This is a genomic window from Vagococcus acidifermentans (assembly GCF_003987655.1).
In the GTDB taxonomy this organism is placed as follows: Bacteria; Bacillota; Bacilli; order Lactobacillales; family Vagococcaceae; genus Vagococcus_B; species Vagococcus_B acidifermentans.
The window spans coordinates 61,586-80,671 of record NZ_NGKC01000001.1; the positions used below are offsets into that span (position 1 = coordinate 61,586).

13 protein-coding genes are annotated in these 19,086 nt (G+C 42.1%); all 13 read left to right on the top strand.

Going from position 1 to position 19,086, the window contains the following annotated elements; translation table 11 throughout:
- Positions 1-243: 243 nt before the first annotated feature.
- Positions 244-1,104, top strand: coding sequence for an energy-coupling factor ABC transporter ATP-binding protein (locus tag CBF27_RS00390; protein WP_126811918.1), 861 nt, complete (start codon positions 244-246; stop codon positions 1,102-1,104).
- Positions 1,080-1,958 (top strand): energy-coupling factor ABC transporter ATP-binding protein, encoded by an 879-nt coding sequence (locus tag CBF27_RS00395; RefSeq protein ID WP_126811920.1) that lies wholly within the window; start codon positions 1,080-1,082, stop codon positions 1,956-1,958. Before CBF27_RS00390 ends, CBF27_RS00395 begins: the two co-directional genes overlap by 25 nt.
- Positions 1,955-2,752, top strand: coding sequence for an energy-coupling factor transporter transmembrane component T family protein (locus CBF27_RS00400; RefSeq protein WP_126811210.1), 798 nt, complete (start codon positions 1,955-1,957; stop codon positions 2,750-2,752). The genes CBF27_RS00395 and CBF27_RS00400 overlap by 4 nt, the downstream gene beginning before the upstream one ends.
- Before the next feature lie 50 nt (positions 2,753-2,802).
- Positions 2,803-3,543 (top strand): tRNA pseudouridine(38-40) synthase TruA, encoded by a 741-nt coding sequence (gene truA, locus CBF27_RS00405; RefSeq protein ID WP_126811213.1) that lies wholly within the window; start codon positions 2,803-2,805, stop codon positions 3,541-3,543.
- 159 nt (positions 3,544-3,702) lie between these two features.
- The gene (gene rplM / locus CBF27_RS00410; RefSeq protein WP_342774782.1) at positions 3,703-4,131 is read left to right on the top strand and encodes a 50S ribosomal protein L13; all 429 of its coding nucleotides are present in this window, start codon (positions 3,703-3,705) and stop codon (positions 4,129-4,131) included.
- Between the two features lie 13 nt (positions 4,132-4,144).
- Complete coding sequence (rpsI, locus tag CBF27_RS00415; RefSeq protein ID WP_126811218.1) at positions 4,145-4,537, top strand: 30S ribosomal protein S9; 393 nt, start codon at positions 4,145-4,147, stop codon at positions 4,535-4,537.
- A gap of 276 nt (positions 4,538-4,813) precedes the next feature.
- Positions 4,814-6,313: a TIGR02677 family protein gene (locus tag CBF27_RS00420; protein ID WP_126811221.1), complete on the top strand. Its 1,500-nt coding sequence runs from the start codon at positions 4,814-4,816 to the stop codon at positions 6,311-6,313.
- Positions 6,300-7,448 carry a TIGR02678 family protein gene (locus CBF27_RS00425; protein WP_126811224.1) on the top strand — a complete coding sequence of 383 codons (1,149 nt, stop codon included), beginning with the start codon at positions 6,300-6,302 and terminating at the stop codon, positions 7,446-7,448. The genes CBF27_RS00420 and CBF27_RS00425 overlap by 14 nt, the downstream gene beginning before the upstream one ends.
- A complete protein-coding gene (locus CBF27_RS00430) occupies positions 7,438-11,538 on the top strand; it encodes a TIGR02680 family protein (protein ID WP_170174951.1) in 4,101 nt (1,366 codons plus the stop codon). Before CBF27_RS00425 ends, CBF27_RS00430 begins: the two co-directional genes overlap by 11 nt.
- On the top strand, positions 11,522-12,784 hold the full coding sequence (locus CBF27_RS00435; protein WP_170174952.1) for a TIGR02679 domain-containing protein: 1,263 nt from the start codon (positions 11,522-11,524) through the stop codon (positions 12,782-12,784). Before CBF27_RS00430 ends, CBF27_RS00435 begins: the two co-directional genes overlap by 17 nt.
- Positions 12,785-13,110: 326 nt before the next feature.
- Positions 13,111-15,792, top strand: a complete 2,682-nt coding sequence (locus CBF27_RS00440; RefSeq protein WP_126811232.1) for a glycoside hydrolase family 3 protein — start codon at positions 13,111-13,113, stop codon at positions 15,790-15,792.
- Positions 15,793-15,811: 19 nt separating this feature from the next.
- Positions 15,812-17,584: a sensor histidine kinase gene (locus tag CBF27_RS00445; RefSeq protein WP_126811235.1), complete on the top strand. Its 1,773-nt coding sequence runs from the start codon at positions 15,812-15,814 to the stop codon at positions 17,582-17,584.
- Positions 17,562-19,085: a response regulator transcription factor gene (locus CBF27_RS00450; protein WP_126811237.1), complete on the top strand. Its 1,524-nt coding sequence runs from the start codon at positions 17,562-17,564 to the stop codon at positions 19,083-19,085. The genes CBF27_RS00445 and CBF27_RS00450 overlap by 23 nt, the downstream gene beginning before the upstream one ends.
- Position 19,086: the final 1 nt, after the last annotated feature.

Below are 19,086 nucleotides of genomic sequence, written 5' to 3' on the forward strand. Positions count from 1 at the left end.
TACTATAACATCACTTTATAGATGATTTATCAGAGTGTTACGATGTTGGGGGTAGTCCTCCGAGTCTAGCTCAGCACTACTCTCTAACGTACTGTTAGAGAGTAGGCACTCATCATAAAGTGCTTTTTTATATACAAATTTGCTTTGAGTTATAGTAAGATAGTGGTATGTTGACTTTTATAAAATGTTTTTTTGTGATTTCATCGAAAATTAGAAAAAAGCATGTTTATCCAAAATAAATACATGAGGGTGTTGGAGTCAGTGACAGAACCTTTAATAGAAATCAATCAAATTGCATATAAATATCAAGGGCAAGATGATCGCAAGGCGCTTGATGATGTGTCTCTGAAAGTTTTTCCGAATGAGTGGGTGGCGTTAATCGGCCACAATGGTTCCGGCAAATCGACTTTGGCAAAAACGATTAATGGGCTGATTTTACCGGATGAGGGAACGATTACTATTAAAGGTAAGCCTCTCAAGGAAGAAACGATTTGGGATGTCCGCCGCACAATCGGCATGGTGTTTCAAAATCCGGATAATCAGTTTGTCGGGTCGACAGTTGAGGATGATGTGGCATTCGGGCTGGAAAATCAGGGAATTCCCCGTGAGGATATGTTGCAGCGGGTATCGCAGGCGCTTGAACAGGTTAGAATGAGTGAATTCTCAACTAAAGAGCCTGCCCGGCTGTCAGGCGGCCAGAAACAGCGTGTAGCTATTGCCGGCGTCATTGCGCTGCGTCCTGACGTGATCATCCTAGATGAGGCGACGTCCATGCTTGACCCTCAAGGGCGGCGCGAGGTCATTGAGACAATTGAAAAAATAAAAGAAGAAGAAAATTTGACGGTCATTTCTATTACACACGATATTGACGAGGCGGCAAACGCCAGCCGTGTACTGGTCATGAAGCAAGGGACGATTATTAAGGAAGGCACACCGGAAGCGATCTTCTCTGAGGGGGATAAGCTGATTGAGTGGGGGCTGGACGTGCCGTTTCCTGAGAAATTAAAGAGTGCATTGGCGAAAAAAGGCGTCACAGTACCTGAGGGATACTTGACAGAGGAAGGATTGGTTGATTGGCTATGGACATCCAGTTTGAAAAAGTAAATTTTACCTATCAGCCGAATACGCCTTTTGAACAGCGTGTGCTTTATGATATTGACTTGGATATAAAAGCGGGCAGCTATACAGCGCTAGTCGGGCATACCGGCAGCGGCAAGTCCACACTGCTGCAGCATTTGAATGCACTGCTGAAGCCGACGAGCGGGAAGGTAACACTGGGAGACCGTGTCATTTTACCGGAGACAAGTAATAAAAATTTAAAACCGATACGGAAAAAAGTCGGGATTGTGTTCCAATTTCCGGAAGCCCAATTGTTTGAAGAAACAGTGGCAAGGGATATCGCGTTTGGTCCGAAAAATTTCGGAGTTTCCGAGGAAGAGGCATTGCAGCTAGCAAAGGACACGCTGACGATGGTCGGACTGGACGAGAGTTATATGGAGCGCTCGCCGTTTGATTTATCCGGCGGACAGATGCGGCGGGTGGCCATTGCCGGTGTGTTGGCAATGGAGCCGGAAGTCATTGTCTTGGACGAACCGACTGCCGGACTGGACCCTGAAGGCCGGAAAGAGATGATGGAGATGTTTTATCATCTGCATGAGGAACATCAGCTGACCGTTGTCCTAGTGACGCATTTAATGGATGATGTTGCGGAGTTTGCCGATCAGATGATTGTGTTGGAAAAGGGCAGGATTCAGAAAAACGGTACGCCGCGGGAAGTTTTTTCCGATTTTGAATGGCTGGAAAGCAAGCAGTTAGGAGTCCCTACGGCGACACGGTTCGCGCTGCGGTTAAAGGAAAAGGGGCTATCTTTAAGGAAATTGCCGCTGACCGCGGATGAATTAGCTGATGAACTGGTCTGGCTGATGACAGAAAACGGGAAGTCGGGTGATGTGTTATGATGGACAAACTGATTCTCGGCAGGTTTATCCCGGGAGATTCTGTCGTTCACAGACTTGATCCGCGGACCAAGCTGGTTGCCAGTTTTTATTTTATTGCCATTATTTTCCTTTGTAATAATTTTGCGTCATTTGGGTTGATGCTTGCGTTTACGTTTTTTGCGATACTTATGTCCCGCATTGATATAAAGTTCTTCTTGCGGGGTGTCAGGCCGCTTATCTGGCTGATTTTGTTTACGGTGATGCTGCAGGTTTTGTTCACCAGAGGCGGGGAGGAGTATTTCAGCTGGGGATTTATCGCGATAACCAAGTACGGTCTGCAAAACGGTGTGTTTATCTTTTTCCGTTTCGTGATGATTATTATGATGTCTACGCTATTGACGCTGACGACACCGCCGCTGTCACTGGCCGATGCCATTGAGTATTTGCTGAAGCCGCTCAAGGTGTTTCGTTTTCCAGCCCATGAGGTTTCATTGATGCTGTCGATTGCGCTGCGTTTTGTGCCGACTTTGATGGACGAAACAGAAAAAATCATGAACGCTCAGCGGGCGCGCGGCGTAGATTTCAGCGAAGGCAACCTGATGCAGAAGATGCGGGCGATTGTGCCTCTGTTGATTCCGTTGTTTGTCAGCAGTTTCAACCGGGCGGAGGACTTGGCGACTGCGATGGAGGCACGGGGCTATCAGGGTGGCGACGGGCGGACTAAGTACCGCATTCTCCAATGGCAGCTGGTCGACACACTGGTGCTGGTCGTCTTTGCTTTACTGACAGCAGGATTATTTTTTGTAAGAGTGTAAAATGCAACCAGTATCCGATTTGGATACTGGTTTTTAAAAGGAGAGGAACTATGCCAAGATATAAAGCGGTCATTGCGTATGACGGGACTCATTATGCCGGATTTCAGATACAGCAAAATGCGCATACGATACAGGCCGAAATCGAGCAAACGTTAAGCAGACTGAACAATCAGCAGCACGTGACTATTCACCCGTCCGGCCGGACAGATGCGGGGGTGCATGCGAAGGGGCAGGTCATTCATTTTGATTACCCTCATGTCATGGATGAGGAGCGCTTCCGCTTTGCCCTTGACACGCAGACACCTGCGGATATCAGCGTGCGAAAGCTTGAACGGGTATCTGACGATTTTCACGCACGCTATTTGGTAAAGGAGAAAATCTACGAGTATTATGTTGATTTGAGCAAGTCGCGTGATCCGTTCAAACGTTTGTACGCGACTCATTATATTTACCCGCTAGATATTCCGAGAATGCAGCGTGCAGCCAAGGCAATCGAAGGTACGCATGATTTTTCAGTGTTTTGTGCGACAGGCACCAAAGTCACCGACAAGACGAGGACAGTTTATGATGCGCGGATTGAGCGAATCGGCGAGACTGGACTTAAATTTACTTTTCGCGGGAATGGTTTTCTTTACAAAATGGTGCGGATGCTTGTAGGCACTTTGCTGAAAATCGGTAATGGCCGGCTGCCGGAACAGGCGATTGAGCTTGCACTGGCGACTTGCGACAAAAAGATGACTGGTCCGACAGCAGCACCTGAGGGATTGTTTTTGTCGGAGGTAAAATATTAATTTTTTTTGCATAAGATGGCGGTTTTTCATTGACATATCAAGGAATAAGCGATATTATGATAAATGGTATTGTTTGCCCCACGATGAGCCCCGGAAACTTATTGTGACTTGTCAAACATCAGAACAAAATTGGAGGAAACAAACGTGCGTACAACATACATGGCCAAAAATGGCGAAATCGATCGTAAATGGTACGTAGTGGATGCAACAGATGTGTCTTTAGGACGTCTATCTGCTGTTGTGGCATCTATTCTACGCGGAAAAAATAAACCAATCTTCACCCCACATGTGGACACTGGAGATTATGTTATTGTTATCAATGCTGACAAAGTAAAATTAACTGGAAACAAAGCAAGCGACAAATTCTATTACCGTCATAGCCAATACCCAGGTGGTCTGACATCTGTATCTGCTGGTGAATTGCGTGAAAAGAATGCTCGCCGTCTGGTAGAGACATCTGTTAAAGGCATGCTGCCAAAGAATACTTTGGGACGTAAACAAGGTGCGAAATTGCATGTTTACGCTGAAGCAGAGCATCCGCATCAAGCACAGCAACCAGAAGTACTAGACATTACAAACCTAATTTAAGGAGGGAATTTCATTGGCTAAAGTACAATATTTCGGCACAGGCCGTCGTAAAAAATCAGTATCCCGTGTACGTCTGGTACCAGGTACTGGCAAAATCACTATCAACAACAAAGACGTTGAAGAATATATTCCGCACGCTGATTTGCGTGAGGTTATCTTACAACCATTAAATGTCACTGAAACAAAAGGCACATACGATGTGCTGGTTAACGTTCACGGTGGCGGATATGCAGGACAAGCCGGCGCAACGCGTCATGGTATTGCCCGTGCATTGCTTGAAGTTGACCCGGACTTCCGTACCCCATTGAAACGCGCTGGTCTATTGACTCGTGACGCTCGTATGGTCGAACGTAAAAAACCAGGTCTTAAAAAAGCTCGTAAAGCTTCACAATTCTCAAAACGTTAATCTTTCTTATATCAAAAACTCAAGACACTTTCCAAATTTTGGAGAGTGTCTTTTTTTGATGGGGGTATGACTTTTCCGTACTCTGTTACTAATTGAACTTAGTGTAACTGTCTATATATTTTTAGAATATTTCTCAGAAAAAAATGAAACGTTGCATGTTGTTTAAGGCAGTATAAAAATACTGAGAAATCACAATTATTTTCTTAGGTTTTTCATTATTACTGATAGCACTTCATGTTATACTAAAATCAAATAAATTTGAGGAGGAGGCGTCGAATGCCTCAATTTTTTGAAAACCCATCTGACTATAAAAAAATCACTGAAATTGCGTACTTGAATGCCGACTCTAATCATATACGTTACCGGATGATAATGCGGTATTTTTTTGTCCAGCATGAACGTATGCGGGATTTCATATATCCAGAAGATATTTTGACTTTTATGGAAACACAGCATGTGAAAGACTATACGATCGAACGTCTGACGCAAGATTTGAAACAATTAGTTGCCTGGAAAAATATTAGCGAAAGCTATGAGGTGAAAAATCCGCGGACCATTGAAGAGTTCAATCGCCGCAATTCTCGGTATCAGATTCTGCCGATCAGTGTGGAGATTGAACGGATGATGCTGACGTTGGAGCGGCAGGGCGATACGTTTAAGGGATCGTTGGATGTTCGTTTGTTTGAGAAGTTTTATCGTATTTTGGCGGATTTCATTGAGTCGGAGCTGGATAATCAGCAGTTGTTGGATGCTTGGGAAGAGGTTGTGCTCAGGTTCAAGGTTGTCAGGGAAACAACAGCGGATTATATGGCATACTTGAGTTCGGATGATGCGGAGTTTGGAACACAAAAGTTGAAGTTGTTAGAATTTAAAGAAAAGTTCATTCGCTATTTACGGGATTTTATTTTAGGTTCTCACCAAATGGCTGCGAAAATCCGCCAGTTGTTAGAGGAGAAGGAAAGTATTCAACAGCGAATAGTGCGGTTGAGTAGTGTACCGGATTTTATCCCGCGATTTGAGACGGATATCTTGAACCCGGAACAAAAGTTGAAAGAAGCACAAGAGATTTTTCAAAGTATTCACGATTGGTTTATTGATCATCCCCAACATCTTGCCGAGTATACGTTATTGAATCAGCGAACAGATGAAATGATCCGGAAAATCACTCGGGCGATTCGTGACATTGGCGAGGAGCGCAGCCGGCGATCCAGTCGCAAAAAAGATTATCTCCATATGGCGAAATGGTTTCACCATTGTGAAGATATAGGCAAGGCGCATCAGTTATCTGCGACGGTTTTTGGTGTGGAACATCCGCGGCACTATTGGACAGGAGAGGTCGCTACCAGCGATATTTACGGCGATATCTGGCAACAAGAACCCAGCGTCTATTACTTGAAGGGGAGGATTCGGGAATATCGCGAATCTACTAAAAATGCCTCATTCACTTTGAAGCGGGCGGAGAAAGATAAGTTGATGAGAGAATATGAATCTCAACAGAGAAAACTCTTAGCACTTTTAGACACGTTTATTATTGACGGGCAAATTCAACCTGGGAAACATGCACTTATTCCGAAAGAAATTCGGCGGATTTTTTTAAAATGGTTTGCCCAAGGAATCCTTAGTAATGAAGGAGTCTTCACGAATGAGTTCGGCCACCGCTTGAAATTAGAGCGTTTAAAGGAAACAGCTGTGCTGGAATCTGATGATGGCGTATTGGAAATAGAAAACTTTAAGTTCAGTTTATTAGCTCAAGGAGAAACCAATGAAAAACAATGACAGGCTTAAAACAGCGCTGAAGCTGCTGTTTAACAATTACTGGATTATTCGAGATCAGCAGCCGGATGAGTACGCCTTATTAAAAAGTGTTGAAAAAGAAGTTTATCAGTTGGTAAAAGAGCGGTTTGGCTTTGCTATACGCTTCACACCGGACTACATCAAAATGGAAAAGATTCCGGTTGAAGCGAAATCTTGGATGGGTTTCCAGGAATTTCAATTGCCAGAAGACTACGCTCTTTTTTGTTGTTTACTGGCATTTTTAGAAGAACGCAGCCGCGCACCGTATTTTCTCTTAAGTCATATTTGTGAAGACCTTCTTCGTTTATATCCTGTGAAGGATGCCATCAACTGGCAAAATTTCACTCACCGCAAATCGTTGATCAGGGTATTGAAGAAAGCAGCCTCCTTTCATTTGATAGAAGAGCGTGACGGGACGACTGAATTGTTCGGGCAAGACGAATCAGCTGAAGTCCTGTATTATGCCACTGGGTATGAGCGGACGTTTATGCGGCCGTATCCTGAAGACATTGCGAGTTTTGCTGCGGTGGAGGAGTTGGCAGCTATTGATCAACAGATTTTTCAGCAGGAAAATGCCCAGCGTTATCTCGCGTATCGTCGTTTATTTTTAGAACCCAGTGTTCTGCGTGCTGATATTGACGAACAGTTACTATACTATTTTCGGAATCAACGCAAAGCCATTGCTGATTTTATTACCACTTATACAGATTTGACTTATGAAGTTTATAAAGATTTCTTTCAATTGACCGCTGATAATGGCAATCAACCGTTTGTTTTTCCTGGTACAAAAGCCTTAGACGACATTCTATTGCAGTTAGGTACATTGGTGCGTCAAGAAGCGTATGTACCTGAAACAGCTGGCATGATTCGATTATCCCACGAAGAGTGGTCGGCGTTGATTATCCTGCTGTATGAAAACTATCACCATGGCTGGTCAAAGGAATATCGAGAAACGAAACCGGTACAGGTATTAGCAGCAGAACTGCTGGCATATGGCACTCAGTGGGAGCTTTTGCGCGTGGTGGAGGACGAAGTTTGGTTGCTCCCGCAATTGGCCCGCTTTTCTGGCGAATACAATGAAGACTTTAAGAAACGGGAGAAAACAAATGGAGAATGAACGTTGGCATCTACACCGGGCCTGCATTGTGAACTATTGGTATTTTGACGAAGCATATTTTGAGTTTTCAAAAGGGAAACTGCTTTTGCGCGGGGCGAATGGCTCCGGAAAATCTATTACTACCGCCAGCTTGCTGCCGCTTTTGCTGGACGGCAAGACAACGCCTTCCCGATTAGACCCCTTTGGCTCGTCTTCCCGAAAAATTGAGGAATACTTGCTGGGGGAAAAGGATATCGCACAATATGATGACCGAACAGGGTACTTGGTTTTGGAATACAAGTTTGGAAACAGTGATGTCTACTTCACCAGCGGCTTGGGAATTCGTGCGCGACGCGGGAAGTCACTAGACAGATGGTATTTTATTTTGACGGATAATAGCCGTGTGGGCAGCGACTTTCCATTATGGCATGATCTGGGCGGGAATGAACGCAGACCATATTCGGAACGGGAATTATCTGGACGCTTGGCAACTAGCGGTCGTCTGACGAAAAAACAAGGGGAATATGCAGAATGGATTAATAAATATTTGTTTGCCTTCGACAGCATGGAAACATTTAACCAAATGATCCAGCTTCAGCTTGATATACGCAAGCCCAAGTTGTCGAAAGACTTTGCCCCGACAGAAATTTATCGAATTTTGGAGGACGCTCTGCCGCAGTTGAAAGATGAGGATCTGCATGAAGTATCGGATAGTTTGGAAAACATTGAAACTGCTAAAAACCAGTTGCAGCAGGCACAAAGTGATTTAGCAGAATTGAAGGAACTGGCTGATGCGTTTGAGACGTACCATAAGCAGGTCCAAGGGAAATACGCCAAACGTACCCTGAGTATTAGAAAAAAAGCAGAAGAATTCAAACGCAACCTGCAAGAAACAAGTGATCAGTTAATAAAAGCGCAACAGCTGCTTGCCGCATACAAGGAAAAGCGGACTGTTTTAAACAGTGAAATTGAAATTTTGCAAGAAAAAATCAATGCCTTACAGCATCATGACATTTTTAGGCTGGAAGCTGAGCTGAACAGGCTCCAAAATGAAGTCCAAAAGCAGCGGATGCGGTTTGCAGAACTGGAGAAGCAAGCAAAAAATGCTCGGACCAGTCAGGCGAATTATCAGCAGCAGTTAGACCGTTTGGAGCTAACGTTGGAGCGGTTGAATCAACAGCAGGAAGAATTTTTGGCGGAGCTGGATGAGCATGTAGAACATACGGGATTTACTGAGCATGACACATTGGCTGATGATTTTAAACGCTTGGGTTATGATATGAATGTTCACTATTGGAAAAGCGAATTGCGGCAATATCGCGAGGCGTTCAATGAAATGGTCAACGAAGCCCATCGGTTAGATCACGTCAACAAGCAAAAAGAGGCAATCGTTACAACGCTCAATACACTCGCAAAAGAGCGGGAACGGATTGAGTATGATTTGAAACATTATCACGAAATGTTCGATACAGAGTTGACGAAAACGGGGGTTGCTTTGGGCGAGTGGCAAAAATCGCTGCCTTTTTCATTTCCAGAGTCAGACTGGAAGGCGATGCTGCAGCGTTTGAATGAATTGTTTGAGACAGTCCCTTCTTACGAGCAAGTGAAAGAACCGCTTTTTACTGCGTATAATAATTATCAGGTGGAACAAACTGCTTTGATGAAGGAAGAAAAATCCTCGAAACGAAGGCTTGAAAAGCAGTTACAGCAACTTCAAGAAGAACTGGCTAATTGGCGTCAAAAAAAATTGCCGGAGCCGGAGCGGCGCGCTGAGCAGCTTGCGGATCGTGAGCGGTTAAATAGCGCAGGGAAGAATTTTGTTTCTTTTTACGAGGTCATCGACTTTGTTGCAGACGTCCCGCCAGCAGAGCGTGCTCAACTTGAAGCTGCGCTGTTTAATAGCGGTATTTTGGATGCCATCGTCTGCGAAGAACTATTAGAGTTGGAAAATGAACAGCAGCTGATACCTAATCCGCAATGGCTGATCCCCACGTTAGCAGATTATTTGCAGCCGGCTGTTGGGGAGACAAACATCTCAGAAGGCTATGTGCTGGATCTATTGCAATCGATTGCGCTAGAGAAGGATGCTCAGGCGGTTACTGTGATTGACCTCAACGGCTCCTATGATTTGGGCATTTATCGCGGGAAAGCTGGTGACAGCCAAAAAAGCCAGTTTATCGGCAAAGAAAGTCAAAAACGCTTTTTGCAAGAAAAAGTAACTGCGATCGAAGCTCTGATTGCAGATAAAGAAAGAGAAATCCAAATAAGTACTGACTTAATCTTAGAAATCCAGGAAAGGATCATTGCTACTAAGGAATGCTTCGAACATATCCCCGACAGCAAGGAGCTTCAGGATATCCACCAGCTTATTAGCGAACAGCGGCGGCAACTATCAGATAATCAGCAAAGCAGCATGAATCAGAATCAGGAATTACAGCGAATCAGTAAGCAGCATAAAGAGTTGTATATCAAGATTCGTCAATTTCAAACAGATCACAATCTGGCTGTAAGTGAAGAAATTGCAGAGTTGGAACAGCTTCGCAAACAACTGCAAGATTATCAAGCCGCTCTTGAAGATTTGTATGACGCATTTGCCAGAGGAGAGAGTCTGCCCGGACAAATCAGCCAGCAGCAAACGTTCTTGGCAGACAGTCATGAACGCCAGTTACAGTTGGCAGCGGAGCAGCAGCAAGTTAAACAGGAGCTGGCAAACTTCAACCGCCGCATTCAAGCAATAGAAGAACAGCTGGCCATAGAAGGAGTCGAAGAAATCCGCAATGAAATACAAACGTCCATGACCCAGCACCAGCAAAAAAAGCAGGAGCTGACAGTGTTACATGAAGAAAAAATCCCTGAGACCACGTCACGGACTGACGATTTGAAAAAAGAGGTCGCGCAAAATCAGGAAAGCAGCGAATTTTATCAAATTTTGTATGGTTGTTGGCTGGAGGTTACCCACAGAGAAATACGTCGCTATCAAACTGAGTGGCCGCCATTGACAGAAACGGCGCAATACTACCAAAGTGATGAGTCTCTGAAAAGAGCCGCCGCCAACTTGAAACGAATCCAAAGGGAAAAAATGTTTTCTCTAGGGCAGTACAGTCCGGAGTTAGTAGAGAGCGAAAATATCCACTTTCCTGATTTGGAAAATCGCGAATGGAGTATGGCGCTGATCAGTGACATTCAGTTGTTGCAGGCGGACAGCCGCAACGAAATCTTGTATTTACTGGACGAGCAAAACCGTCGAACCTCCGTGATAGCTATTTACGAGCAGGTGCATGCGACGATTGAGGAACAGCAAACCTTCATCGATCAAGAAGACCAAACATTATTTGAAGAAATTTTGCTCAATTCTATCGGCAACAACATCAAAGGGCTAATTTCCAAAACAGAACAGTGGGTCAAAAAGATGAACAGCATCCTGCAAAATACCAAGGCTGAGAACCGCTTGCGGCTCGCTATCCGTTGGGTTCCGAAAACGGCTGAGAATGACCGGGAAATGAACACTGCCGATCTCGTCCGGATTTTGCGGCAGCCTGCGAGCATGCTGACAACGGAAGACTTGGAACGGATGATCAGCCACTTCCGCGAAAAAATCAATTACGCCAAAGTATTGCAGGAAAAAAGTACAGAAGGTGATTTGCATACGCTCCATGAGGTCATGAAGGAAGTCTTGGATTATCGTCACTGGTTTAAATTTTTACTGCAGTACCAAAAGGACGACGAGCCAAAAAGAGAACTGACCAATCCGCGATTTTATAAGCTCAGCGGCGGTGAAAAAGCGGTCGCCATGTACTTGCCGCTATTTACGGCGATGTATGCGCGATTTGAAGATGCCAAAGCAGATGCCCCGCGCATGGTCTGCCTGGACGAAGCTTTTGCCGGAGTAGATGAACTGAATATTGCAGACCTTTTCGGTACATTGGAAGATTTAGGCTTTGATTATTTGCTGAATTCACAAGCGCTTTGGGGAGATTACGACACAGTATCTTCTCTTAATATTTATCAGCTGATTCGAAAAGCCAACAGTACGACTGTCGGAATTATCCGTAGCCATTGGAATGGCAAGAAAAAGGAAACGTTAGGTGATGAAGATGGAACGAGAACTTGATGATTTTTTCCAAGCAAAAATCAGCTACCGTAAAGTCATGGACGAAGCCGCTTTAAAATATTATCGCTATGGTAAATTTACCGGTACGATCTCTTTGATGAAATTTACTGAAATCGAACAAGCAGAGATTGCAGATTTTTTAGGCTGTTCTTTTTCTGACTTGAATGGAAAAACAAAATTTCAATTAAAAGAGTGGCAAAGAGCATTTGAAAACAGCAGATTCGGTTCAATCGCTTTTACACAAGCAGTTGAAATGGTGACAGGTAAACCATTGCAGACAAAAGCAGAAGTTGAAAGTCTGGAGCAAGAGAGAAAAAATTGTTTTTTTGAATTATGCTCACGTTACTCGTCACTGGCTTTCATTACCGCACAACGCCAACTGGACTTTTACCGCCAACAAGTCACAGAGGAAGAGTTGGCAATCTTAGCACAATTAGTTGGACATTTACCGCCGAATGTGATGTATCTTCCAGTTTATGCGGAACAAGAACTGGGCAATCCCCACGGATTAGACCGAGGCACTCGGATGGGCAAGCTTTTCTATACGCTTCTAAATGACGCCGGGCAATTGACGAGAGAAACAGGCGAATCTCACACTGAGTACCGCAGCCGAGTCTACAATCAACAGAATTTGGTGGTAGATGATCTGATGAACTTTGTGACCATCGGCAATTTATTAGGAAAAACGGCACGTCATAAAATCCATCCTATGTGGCAAGGCGCCTGTGATTACCAAGTGATTTGGAATGTACCCATCAAAGCTTTATTGGATATTGTGGAAATTTCACCGAACACAGGAGAAGCTGTGTTTATTTTTGAGAATTCTTCTTTATATTCGGCGTTATTGACAAAGTTTCCAGACTTGCCGGCAATCTGCCACCAAGGACAATTCCGTCTAGCCATGTGGCGACTATTGGAACTTTTTCCTGATACGACACGCTTCTTCTACGCCAGTGACATGGACCCGGAAGGCTTGCAGATGGCAGATAAAGTTAAAATGCGCTACGGGGAACGCGTGCATTTTATGTGTATGGATGCCTCAACGTATCGAAATAATCTATCTGAAGTCAGTGTCTCTGAGAGCTTAGTGAAGTTGGATTCCTTGGTTGATCAAGGGTTGCAAGAAATTGCGGAAGCGATGAAAGTTGAGCAGGTTGCAAGCTACCAAGAGCGGCTTTACGGACATTATGTCGAGTTTATTACACAGGCATTTGTTTCCGCTTCATTGAATCAGTCAAATTTTTAAGTAAAAGAATGTCATACTAAAAAGGATTATCTATAATTGAAATATAGATAATCCTTTTTTTAAAGGAATCGTTGCAAGATGTAAGCGAGTTTGGTCGGATGAATATTGGATATCTGTCAAATGTAACGTCAAGTAAAATTTTACAGTCTATATTGATGTTTCATGCGATAATTATAACCTATAATTTTAAACTGCCCTTGAAATGTATTTTTTATCAGCAAACCATATCATAATCGTAGATGTCTAATTTTTATGATATTTTACACCAATAAATCTATTAGTTGCCCTTCTATTTTTTGCTAGTATTGAAAATAGGAGGGATTTAAATGGACCATCGAAAGATTGCGAGTAAATTGACAGAACAATTGACGTTAGAAGAAAAAATCACGCTAATGTCTACTCATCAAAGTGCTATCGAAAGGTTAGGGATTCCAGAATATCATATTGGTGGTGAAGCGGCACATGGAGTTGTTGATCGAAACAACATCAAGACATCTAGTTTTCCATTGCCGATAGGTTTGTCGCAAACATGGAATACAACATTATTAATGGAAGTTGGCCAAATTATTGGTGTTGAATCTAGAATTCTTTACAATCTGTCTGGGAAAAAAAGTTGGTTAACGCCATGGGCTCCTACTATAGATATGGCAAGGGATCCAAGATGGGGGAGAAATGAGGAAAGTTATGGTGAGGATCCTTATTTGGCAGGTACACTGAGCAGCGGATTTATTACCGGCTTACAGGGACAAGACGAGCAGTTTGTTCAGGTTGCTGCTGCTCCAAAGCACTTTTACGGCAACAACAATGAATACTTGAGGGAGAATAGTTCCAATAGCATTGATGAACGCAGTAAATTCGAATATTTTTTAAAAGCGTTCGAACCGGCTTTCAGGGAAGCAAAAGCACAGTCAATGATGACCGCTTATAATGGCATCAATGGTTATGCCGGTATGCAAAATCCGGATGTTAAGAAAATTGTCAAAAAAAAGTGGGGTATGGATGGCTTTGTGGTCAGCGACGGGGGAGCCTTGTCATTGAACATTGAAGAATACGGTTATCATAAAGATTACGCTTCGGCAGTTTCTGATAGTTTGAAACAAGGAATAGACTGCTTTGTTGACGACAAAAATTTAGTAGAAGCAGCAGTGAAAACAGCTCTTGAGAAGGGGCTGATAACAGAGAACGATTTAGACTCAGCGGTGACGAATATTTTAACGGTTAGATCAAGATTAGGGCATTTTGTTGAGGAGACAGTATACGATCATTATCCTTTTGAATTATTGGGAAGCGACGCGCACCACACTGTTGTTAAAAAGGTTACAGATGAAAGCGTTGTATTACTGAAAAATGAGGATGTATTACCGTTAGGCAAACAGCAAATTACGGTTGTTGGAATGTTAGGCAATGCACAGTTGAGAGACTGGTATGGAGGTATCCCATCCAAGCAACATACATTAGTTTCACGTTTAAAAGAAAGCGGTAACTTATCGGAATATATTGAAGGGCATCAGCAGTTGATTTTAACAAACGGCATCCAGCATATTGTAGTAAGAGACGGGAAAGTGACGACAACAGCTAAAGAAGAAGAAGCGACAAAATGGCTGGCAGAAGATTGGGGACAACAGGCCTATTTATTGAGAGACCCTGAAACAAAATGCTACCTCATCTCTAACGATGACGGTCAACTGACATTAAACAAGCGGGAAGTATACGATTGGTTCATTAAAGAACGGTTTAATATCACTCGAAATCAGTTGACTGATTGGCAAGGCAGAGAATTGGTTATCAGTAATAATTGTTTGCTGTGGTGCGGTAAAAAAGGTGCGGACGATTTGGTAACTGTCAAATGGCAAGAAGATTTGGAGTTGGCAAAGGTACGGGGAATTGACAAGGGTAGCCGGGTTGTGATGATGATGGGTAATCATCCGATGCTTAACGGAAGGGAATGTGAAGATCGCACATCAATGCAGTTTCCTAAACGGCAGTTGGAATTATTAACTAACTTAGTCGCTCATCAACATGAAGTTATTATTGTTCTGGTTTCAAGTTATCCTTATGAAATGCCTGATGTGGTATTGAAAGCTGCTGCAATTGTATATGCTAATCATGGTTCTCAAGCATTAGGTGATACACTGCAAGATATCTTGTACGGAAAGATTAATCCTTCAGGTAGATTGTCTCAAACATGGGTCAATGACAGTACGCTGCTTCCAGATATCAGGCAGTATGACATAAGAAAATATCCACGAACATATCATTATTTATCAGAAAATGTGTTGTATCCTTTCGGTTATGGTTTGTCATATGGTGATGCTATATACACAGATATGATAGTGGACAGTGATGTTTGGGAAGAACATGAAGAATATCATGTTCGTGTAAACATAAGCAATCCTACAGGGAAGAGCATAAAAGAAACAGTCCAATGCTATGCTAGTTTTGAAAAAAATAGCAAATTAGAACTTCCAAAGAAAAAATTAGTAGGGTTTGTCAAAGAAGAACTCCAGCCGTATTCGGAAAAAGAAATAGTGATACCGATTCACACCGATTTGTTGACCTATTGGGATGTTGTTTATCAAGATTATCGACTGCCAGCAACCACTGTCAAACTAAGCATTGGAAAGAATTCGCAAGATGGCTTATTATGGAAAAAGATACGTTTATCAGGAAAGAATAGGATAAGCAGAGAAATTAGCGAAGAAATGTCTCTTTTGAAACACGATGAATATTATCAAGGGATATATGAACAGGAAAATGGACAGGATGGTATGCTAATGGAAAAAAATAGCTGGATTATATTTTTCGATGCATTCTGTTATGAAGATATAAGCCTACGCATTCGCTATAAAACATTTGCTGATACATTTTGCAGTGTTTCTATCGGAGAATTTCAACAAAAAGTGCCGCTTTTAAAACATAATGATGAGGCGATAGTTGTAATTCCGAAGCAACAAATACCTAAAGATTTAAAGATAGAAGTGACAGGATCTGTTTTCATTTATGGTTAGTTAGAGAAGAGGGGAGAAAGTGAAGAACTCAGTCAAAAAACAATTGCTGGTAATTTTTATTGTGGTCACGATCATACCACTGCTGTTTGCAGGCATTTTTTTGTTCATAAATATGAACGCCATTTTAATGGAAAACAAGCAAAAGGATATTGAAATTCAGGCAATAGATGTTCGAAATTCGTTGTCAGAAACACTAATTGACATGGTGAATAAATCGGAAAGTATTGTGAGCAATCATGAATTGACAACATTTACAGCTAAAAACTACGCCAGTGTTTATGATGTGTATATGGCTTATCAACAATTCAAATTATTTGAAGAATATATTATGCAAGATAAGTCTATTGGGACTATTCGTTACATTGTGGATAATCCAAGCATTGTAACAAACTCGAATATCATCAATCTAAACAAAGAAATAGAACACAGTGACTGGTTTCAGCAATCAAAAAGTAACCAACAAGCTTATTTTTGGCAAGTTCTTGAGGACCCGGTAACACACGCTGAGCAATTGTCTTTAGTAAGAGGCCATTTTGTAAAGGAGCGCTGGGTAGGCACACTTCTTATTATCCCTGATACAGATGTCATTAACAATTTTTTAAGTAATGATTTGACGTCATCCATCGTTTTTCTTGATGATCAGCCTGTATATGTAGGAAAGCATATACAGACATTTCCAGAATCATCCGAAAAAAAAATCTTCGCTAAAGCGTCCAACTCGGATTCTGAATTACTGTTTGAGGAGACCTTTGGGGGCAAGACGTATTTTATCATGAAGAACAACGTGGAAGTTAATGATACGTGGACAACTGACTTTTCGCTGGTGACGCTTAGCGACAGCTTGACGATAAAAAATGACGTTAAGCAGGTTTTGCTGAAAGGTTTAATGATTGTGATTTGTGTAGTCGTCGCATCATTTGCACTCTTATCAGCATTTTTGCAGTCATTCAATTGGCGTATTCAACAACTGAAGTCTGCGATGTTCAGTGTGTCACACGGGGATTTTTCCATCCAGGAAACGATTAGCGGCAGCGATGAGATTAAAGATGTCTACGAGGAATTGAAGCGGACAATAGTCAGTCTTAAAAAGCTGATGGATGAAAATATAGCTCATGAAAAAAAATGGCATGAATTGCAATTGCTGCAAAAAGAGTCGGAATTAAAAAGACTGTCATCTCAACTGAACCCCCATTTTTTATACAACACACTAGAAATGATTCGTATGAAAGCGTTGAAAAACCAAGATAAAGAAGTCGCTGACATCATCAAACTGTTCAGCAAACTGATGAGGCAGGCTTATCAAAAGGAAAATACACTGACCAGTCTGGACAAAGAACTGGAATTTGTAGAGCTGTATTTGAAAATCCAACAATTACGATTTGGTGATAGGATTACATACGATATCTATGTGGATGGGGTGGACACAAGCAAATACCAGATTTTGCCGATGGTTCTCCAGCCGATTGTTGAAAATGCTTTTGTTCACGGTATCGAATTGGACCCTAACAGCGGACATTTACAATTTAATATTCGCGAATCTGATACGCTGGAAATTGAGATTATTGACGATGGTGCGGGGATGACGGAAGAAAAGTTAGTGAAATTAAGAAAACAGCTGGCAGATGTAAGAAGCAAACGCATTGGGTTGATGAATTCTCAGCAACGTATCGGTTTGTATTATGGCAAGGAATTTGGCATTCAAGTAAAAAGTATCAAAGATGTGGGGACTAGAATTTTGATCAAGTTACCAAAAATTGAGGGTGAGGAAAATGATGAAAATCTTAATCGTTGATGATGAGCCAAATATTAGAGAAGGTCTTAAATATTTGATTGATTGGGAAGCTTTGGACTGCCAAATAATCGGCTTTGCCCAAGATGCGTATGAAGGATTGGAAAAAATTAAACAGCATCGTCCAGACATTGTGATTTCAGACATTAAAATGCCGTATTTAACAGGTTTGGAAATGATACAAAAGGCAAAACATATTTCAAATGATTCTGACTATATTCTGCTTTCCGGGTATTCGGAGTTTGACTATGCCAAGGAGGCAATTCATCAGGGGATAGCTTCTTATTTGCTCAAGCCGATTGAAGAGGAAGAGCTGATTGATGCGATAAAAAAAATAACTGAAACGAAAAAAAAGAAAAAAGAATTTAAAAAAGTAAATCAGGATTACCAAGAGATACAGCGGTCACGGGCCATGAAGGAATGGATTGTTCATAAAAAAGAAGAGGGAGACTTTCACCATGTTAAACTGCAGCCTAAACTGCAATTACTGGAAATGATAGCTGAAGAAGAAAACAGCAGCAGCCGGAATTATTTTGAAGAGGTTATTAAAACACTTATCGAAACTGAAGATATTCACTTCAGACACGGCAATGATTATTATGTAATTTTCTCCAGTTTGGACCAAAGATACGGGGAAAGCAAAATGCGAGAAATGGATGAGCTGTTGAGAAAGCATCGGATAAAAATGACTTCTTTTCAGTTATCGTCACTGATTGATTACCAAGACCAGTTGCCGGCAGTGTATGACCAGATGAAAAAAAATGACCGATATCGCTTTTTGTGCGATGATGTTAAATATTTATCATGGGAAAAACTGTCCGAGGCATTATTAGTAAGCAAGGAAGGATGTCATTATACTTCGCAAAGTATTTTTTCGGACATCAGAGAGGCTGTTGCTGGTAAAGAACATCAGCCGCTGCAGAAGTTGAGTCGTGCGCTACAAAATTATTACCAACAATCCAACTTGGAAGAAAATGAAATCAAGATAGAGTTGTGTAATTTTTGTTTGTCTGTACTGGAGGAGGCAGTTCAAACCTCTGTAGTGGAAGTACCGGGGATGATGCGATTTGAAGTGATTGAAAATATCATGGGGGTTAAAAAATTAAGTTTGGCAATCGAGCATGTTTTTGCTTTTATTGACAGATTGATTCAGCTGATTCAAAGTGAGCAGGACGATTGCAGTGATGTGGTTCAACAAATGTTAAAGTATACTAAAAAACATTTTGCTGACAATCTGACGTTGCAAAAATTAGGGGAGATTTTCGGCTACAACAGCTCCTACTTGGGGAAAAAATTTAAAAAGGAAATGTCAGTTTCTTATGGACAGTATTTGGATCAGGTCAGGATAGAAGAGGCAAAGCGTATGTTGAAAGAAACAAATTATCTCATTTATGAAATTGCGGATAAGGTTGGTTATACCAGCTTGGATTATTTTCATAAAAAATTCAAAGCTAATACGCATATGAGTCCCAAAATGTACCGGAAAAATATAGAAAAGGATTAGT

Excerpts from the sequence above, each read along its gene's own strand:
- CBF27_RS00435 (WP_170174952.1), top strand. The coding sequence starts at position 11,522 with ATGGAACGAGAACTTGATGATTTTTTCCAAGCAAAAATCAGCTACCGT.
- CBF27_RS00440 (WP_126811232.1), top strand. The coding sequence starts at position 13,111 with ATGGACCATCGAAAGATTGCGAGTAAATTGACAGAACAATTGACGTTA.
- rplM (WP_342774782.1), top strand. The coding sequence starts at position 3,703 with ATGGCCAAAAATGGCGAAATCGATCGTAAATGGTACGTAGTGGATGCA.
- CBF27_RS00420 (WP_126811221.1), top strand. The coding sequence starts at position 4,814 with ATGCCTCAATTTTTTGAAAACCCATCTGACTATAAAAAAATCACTGAA.
- CBF27_RS00390 (WP_126811918.1), top strand. The coding sequence starts at position 244 with ATGAGGGTGTTGGAGTCAGTGACAGAACCTTTAATAGAAATCAATCAA.
- CBF27_RS00430 (WP_170174951.1), top strand. The coding sequence starts at position 7,438 with ATGGAGAATGAACGTTGGCATCTACACCGGGCCTGCATTGTGAACTAT.
- CBF27_RS00425 (WP_126811224.1), top strand. The coding sequence starts at position 6,300 with ATGAAAAACAATGACAGGCTTAAAACAGCGCTGAAGCTGCTGTTTAAC.
- CBF27_RS00450 (WP_126811237.1), top strand. The coding sequence starts at position 17,562 with ATGATGAAAATCTTAATCGTTGATGATGAGCCAAATATTAGAGAAGGT.
- truA (WP_126811213.1), top strand. The coding sequence starts at position 2,803 with ATGCCAAGATATAAAGCGGTCATTGCGTATGACGGGACTCATTATGCC.
- CBF27_RS00400 (WP_126811210.1), top strand. The coding sequence starts at position 1,955 with ATGATGGACAAACTGATTCTCGGCAGGTTTATCCCGGGAGATTCTGTC.
- CBF27_RS00395 (WP_126811920.1), top strand. The coding sequence starts at position 1,080 with ATGGACATCCAGTTTGAAAAAGTAAATTTTACCTATCAGCCGAATACG.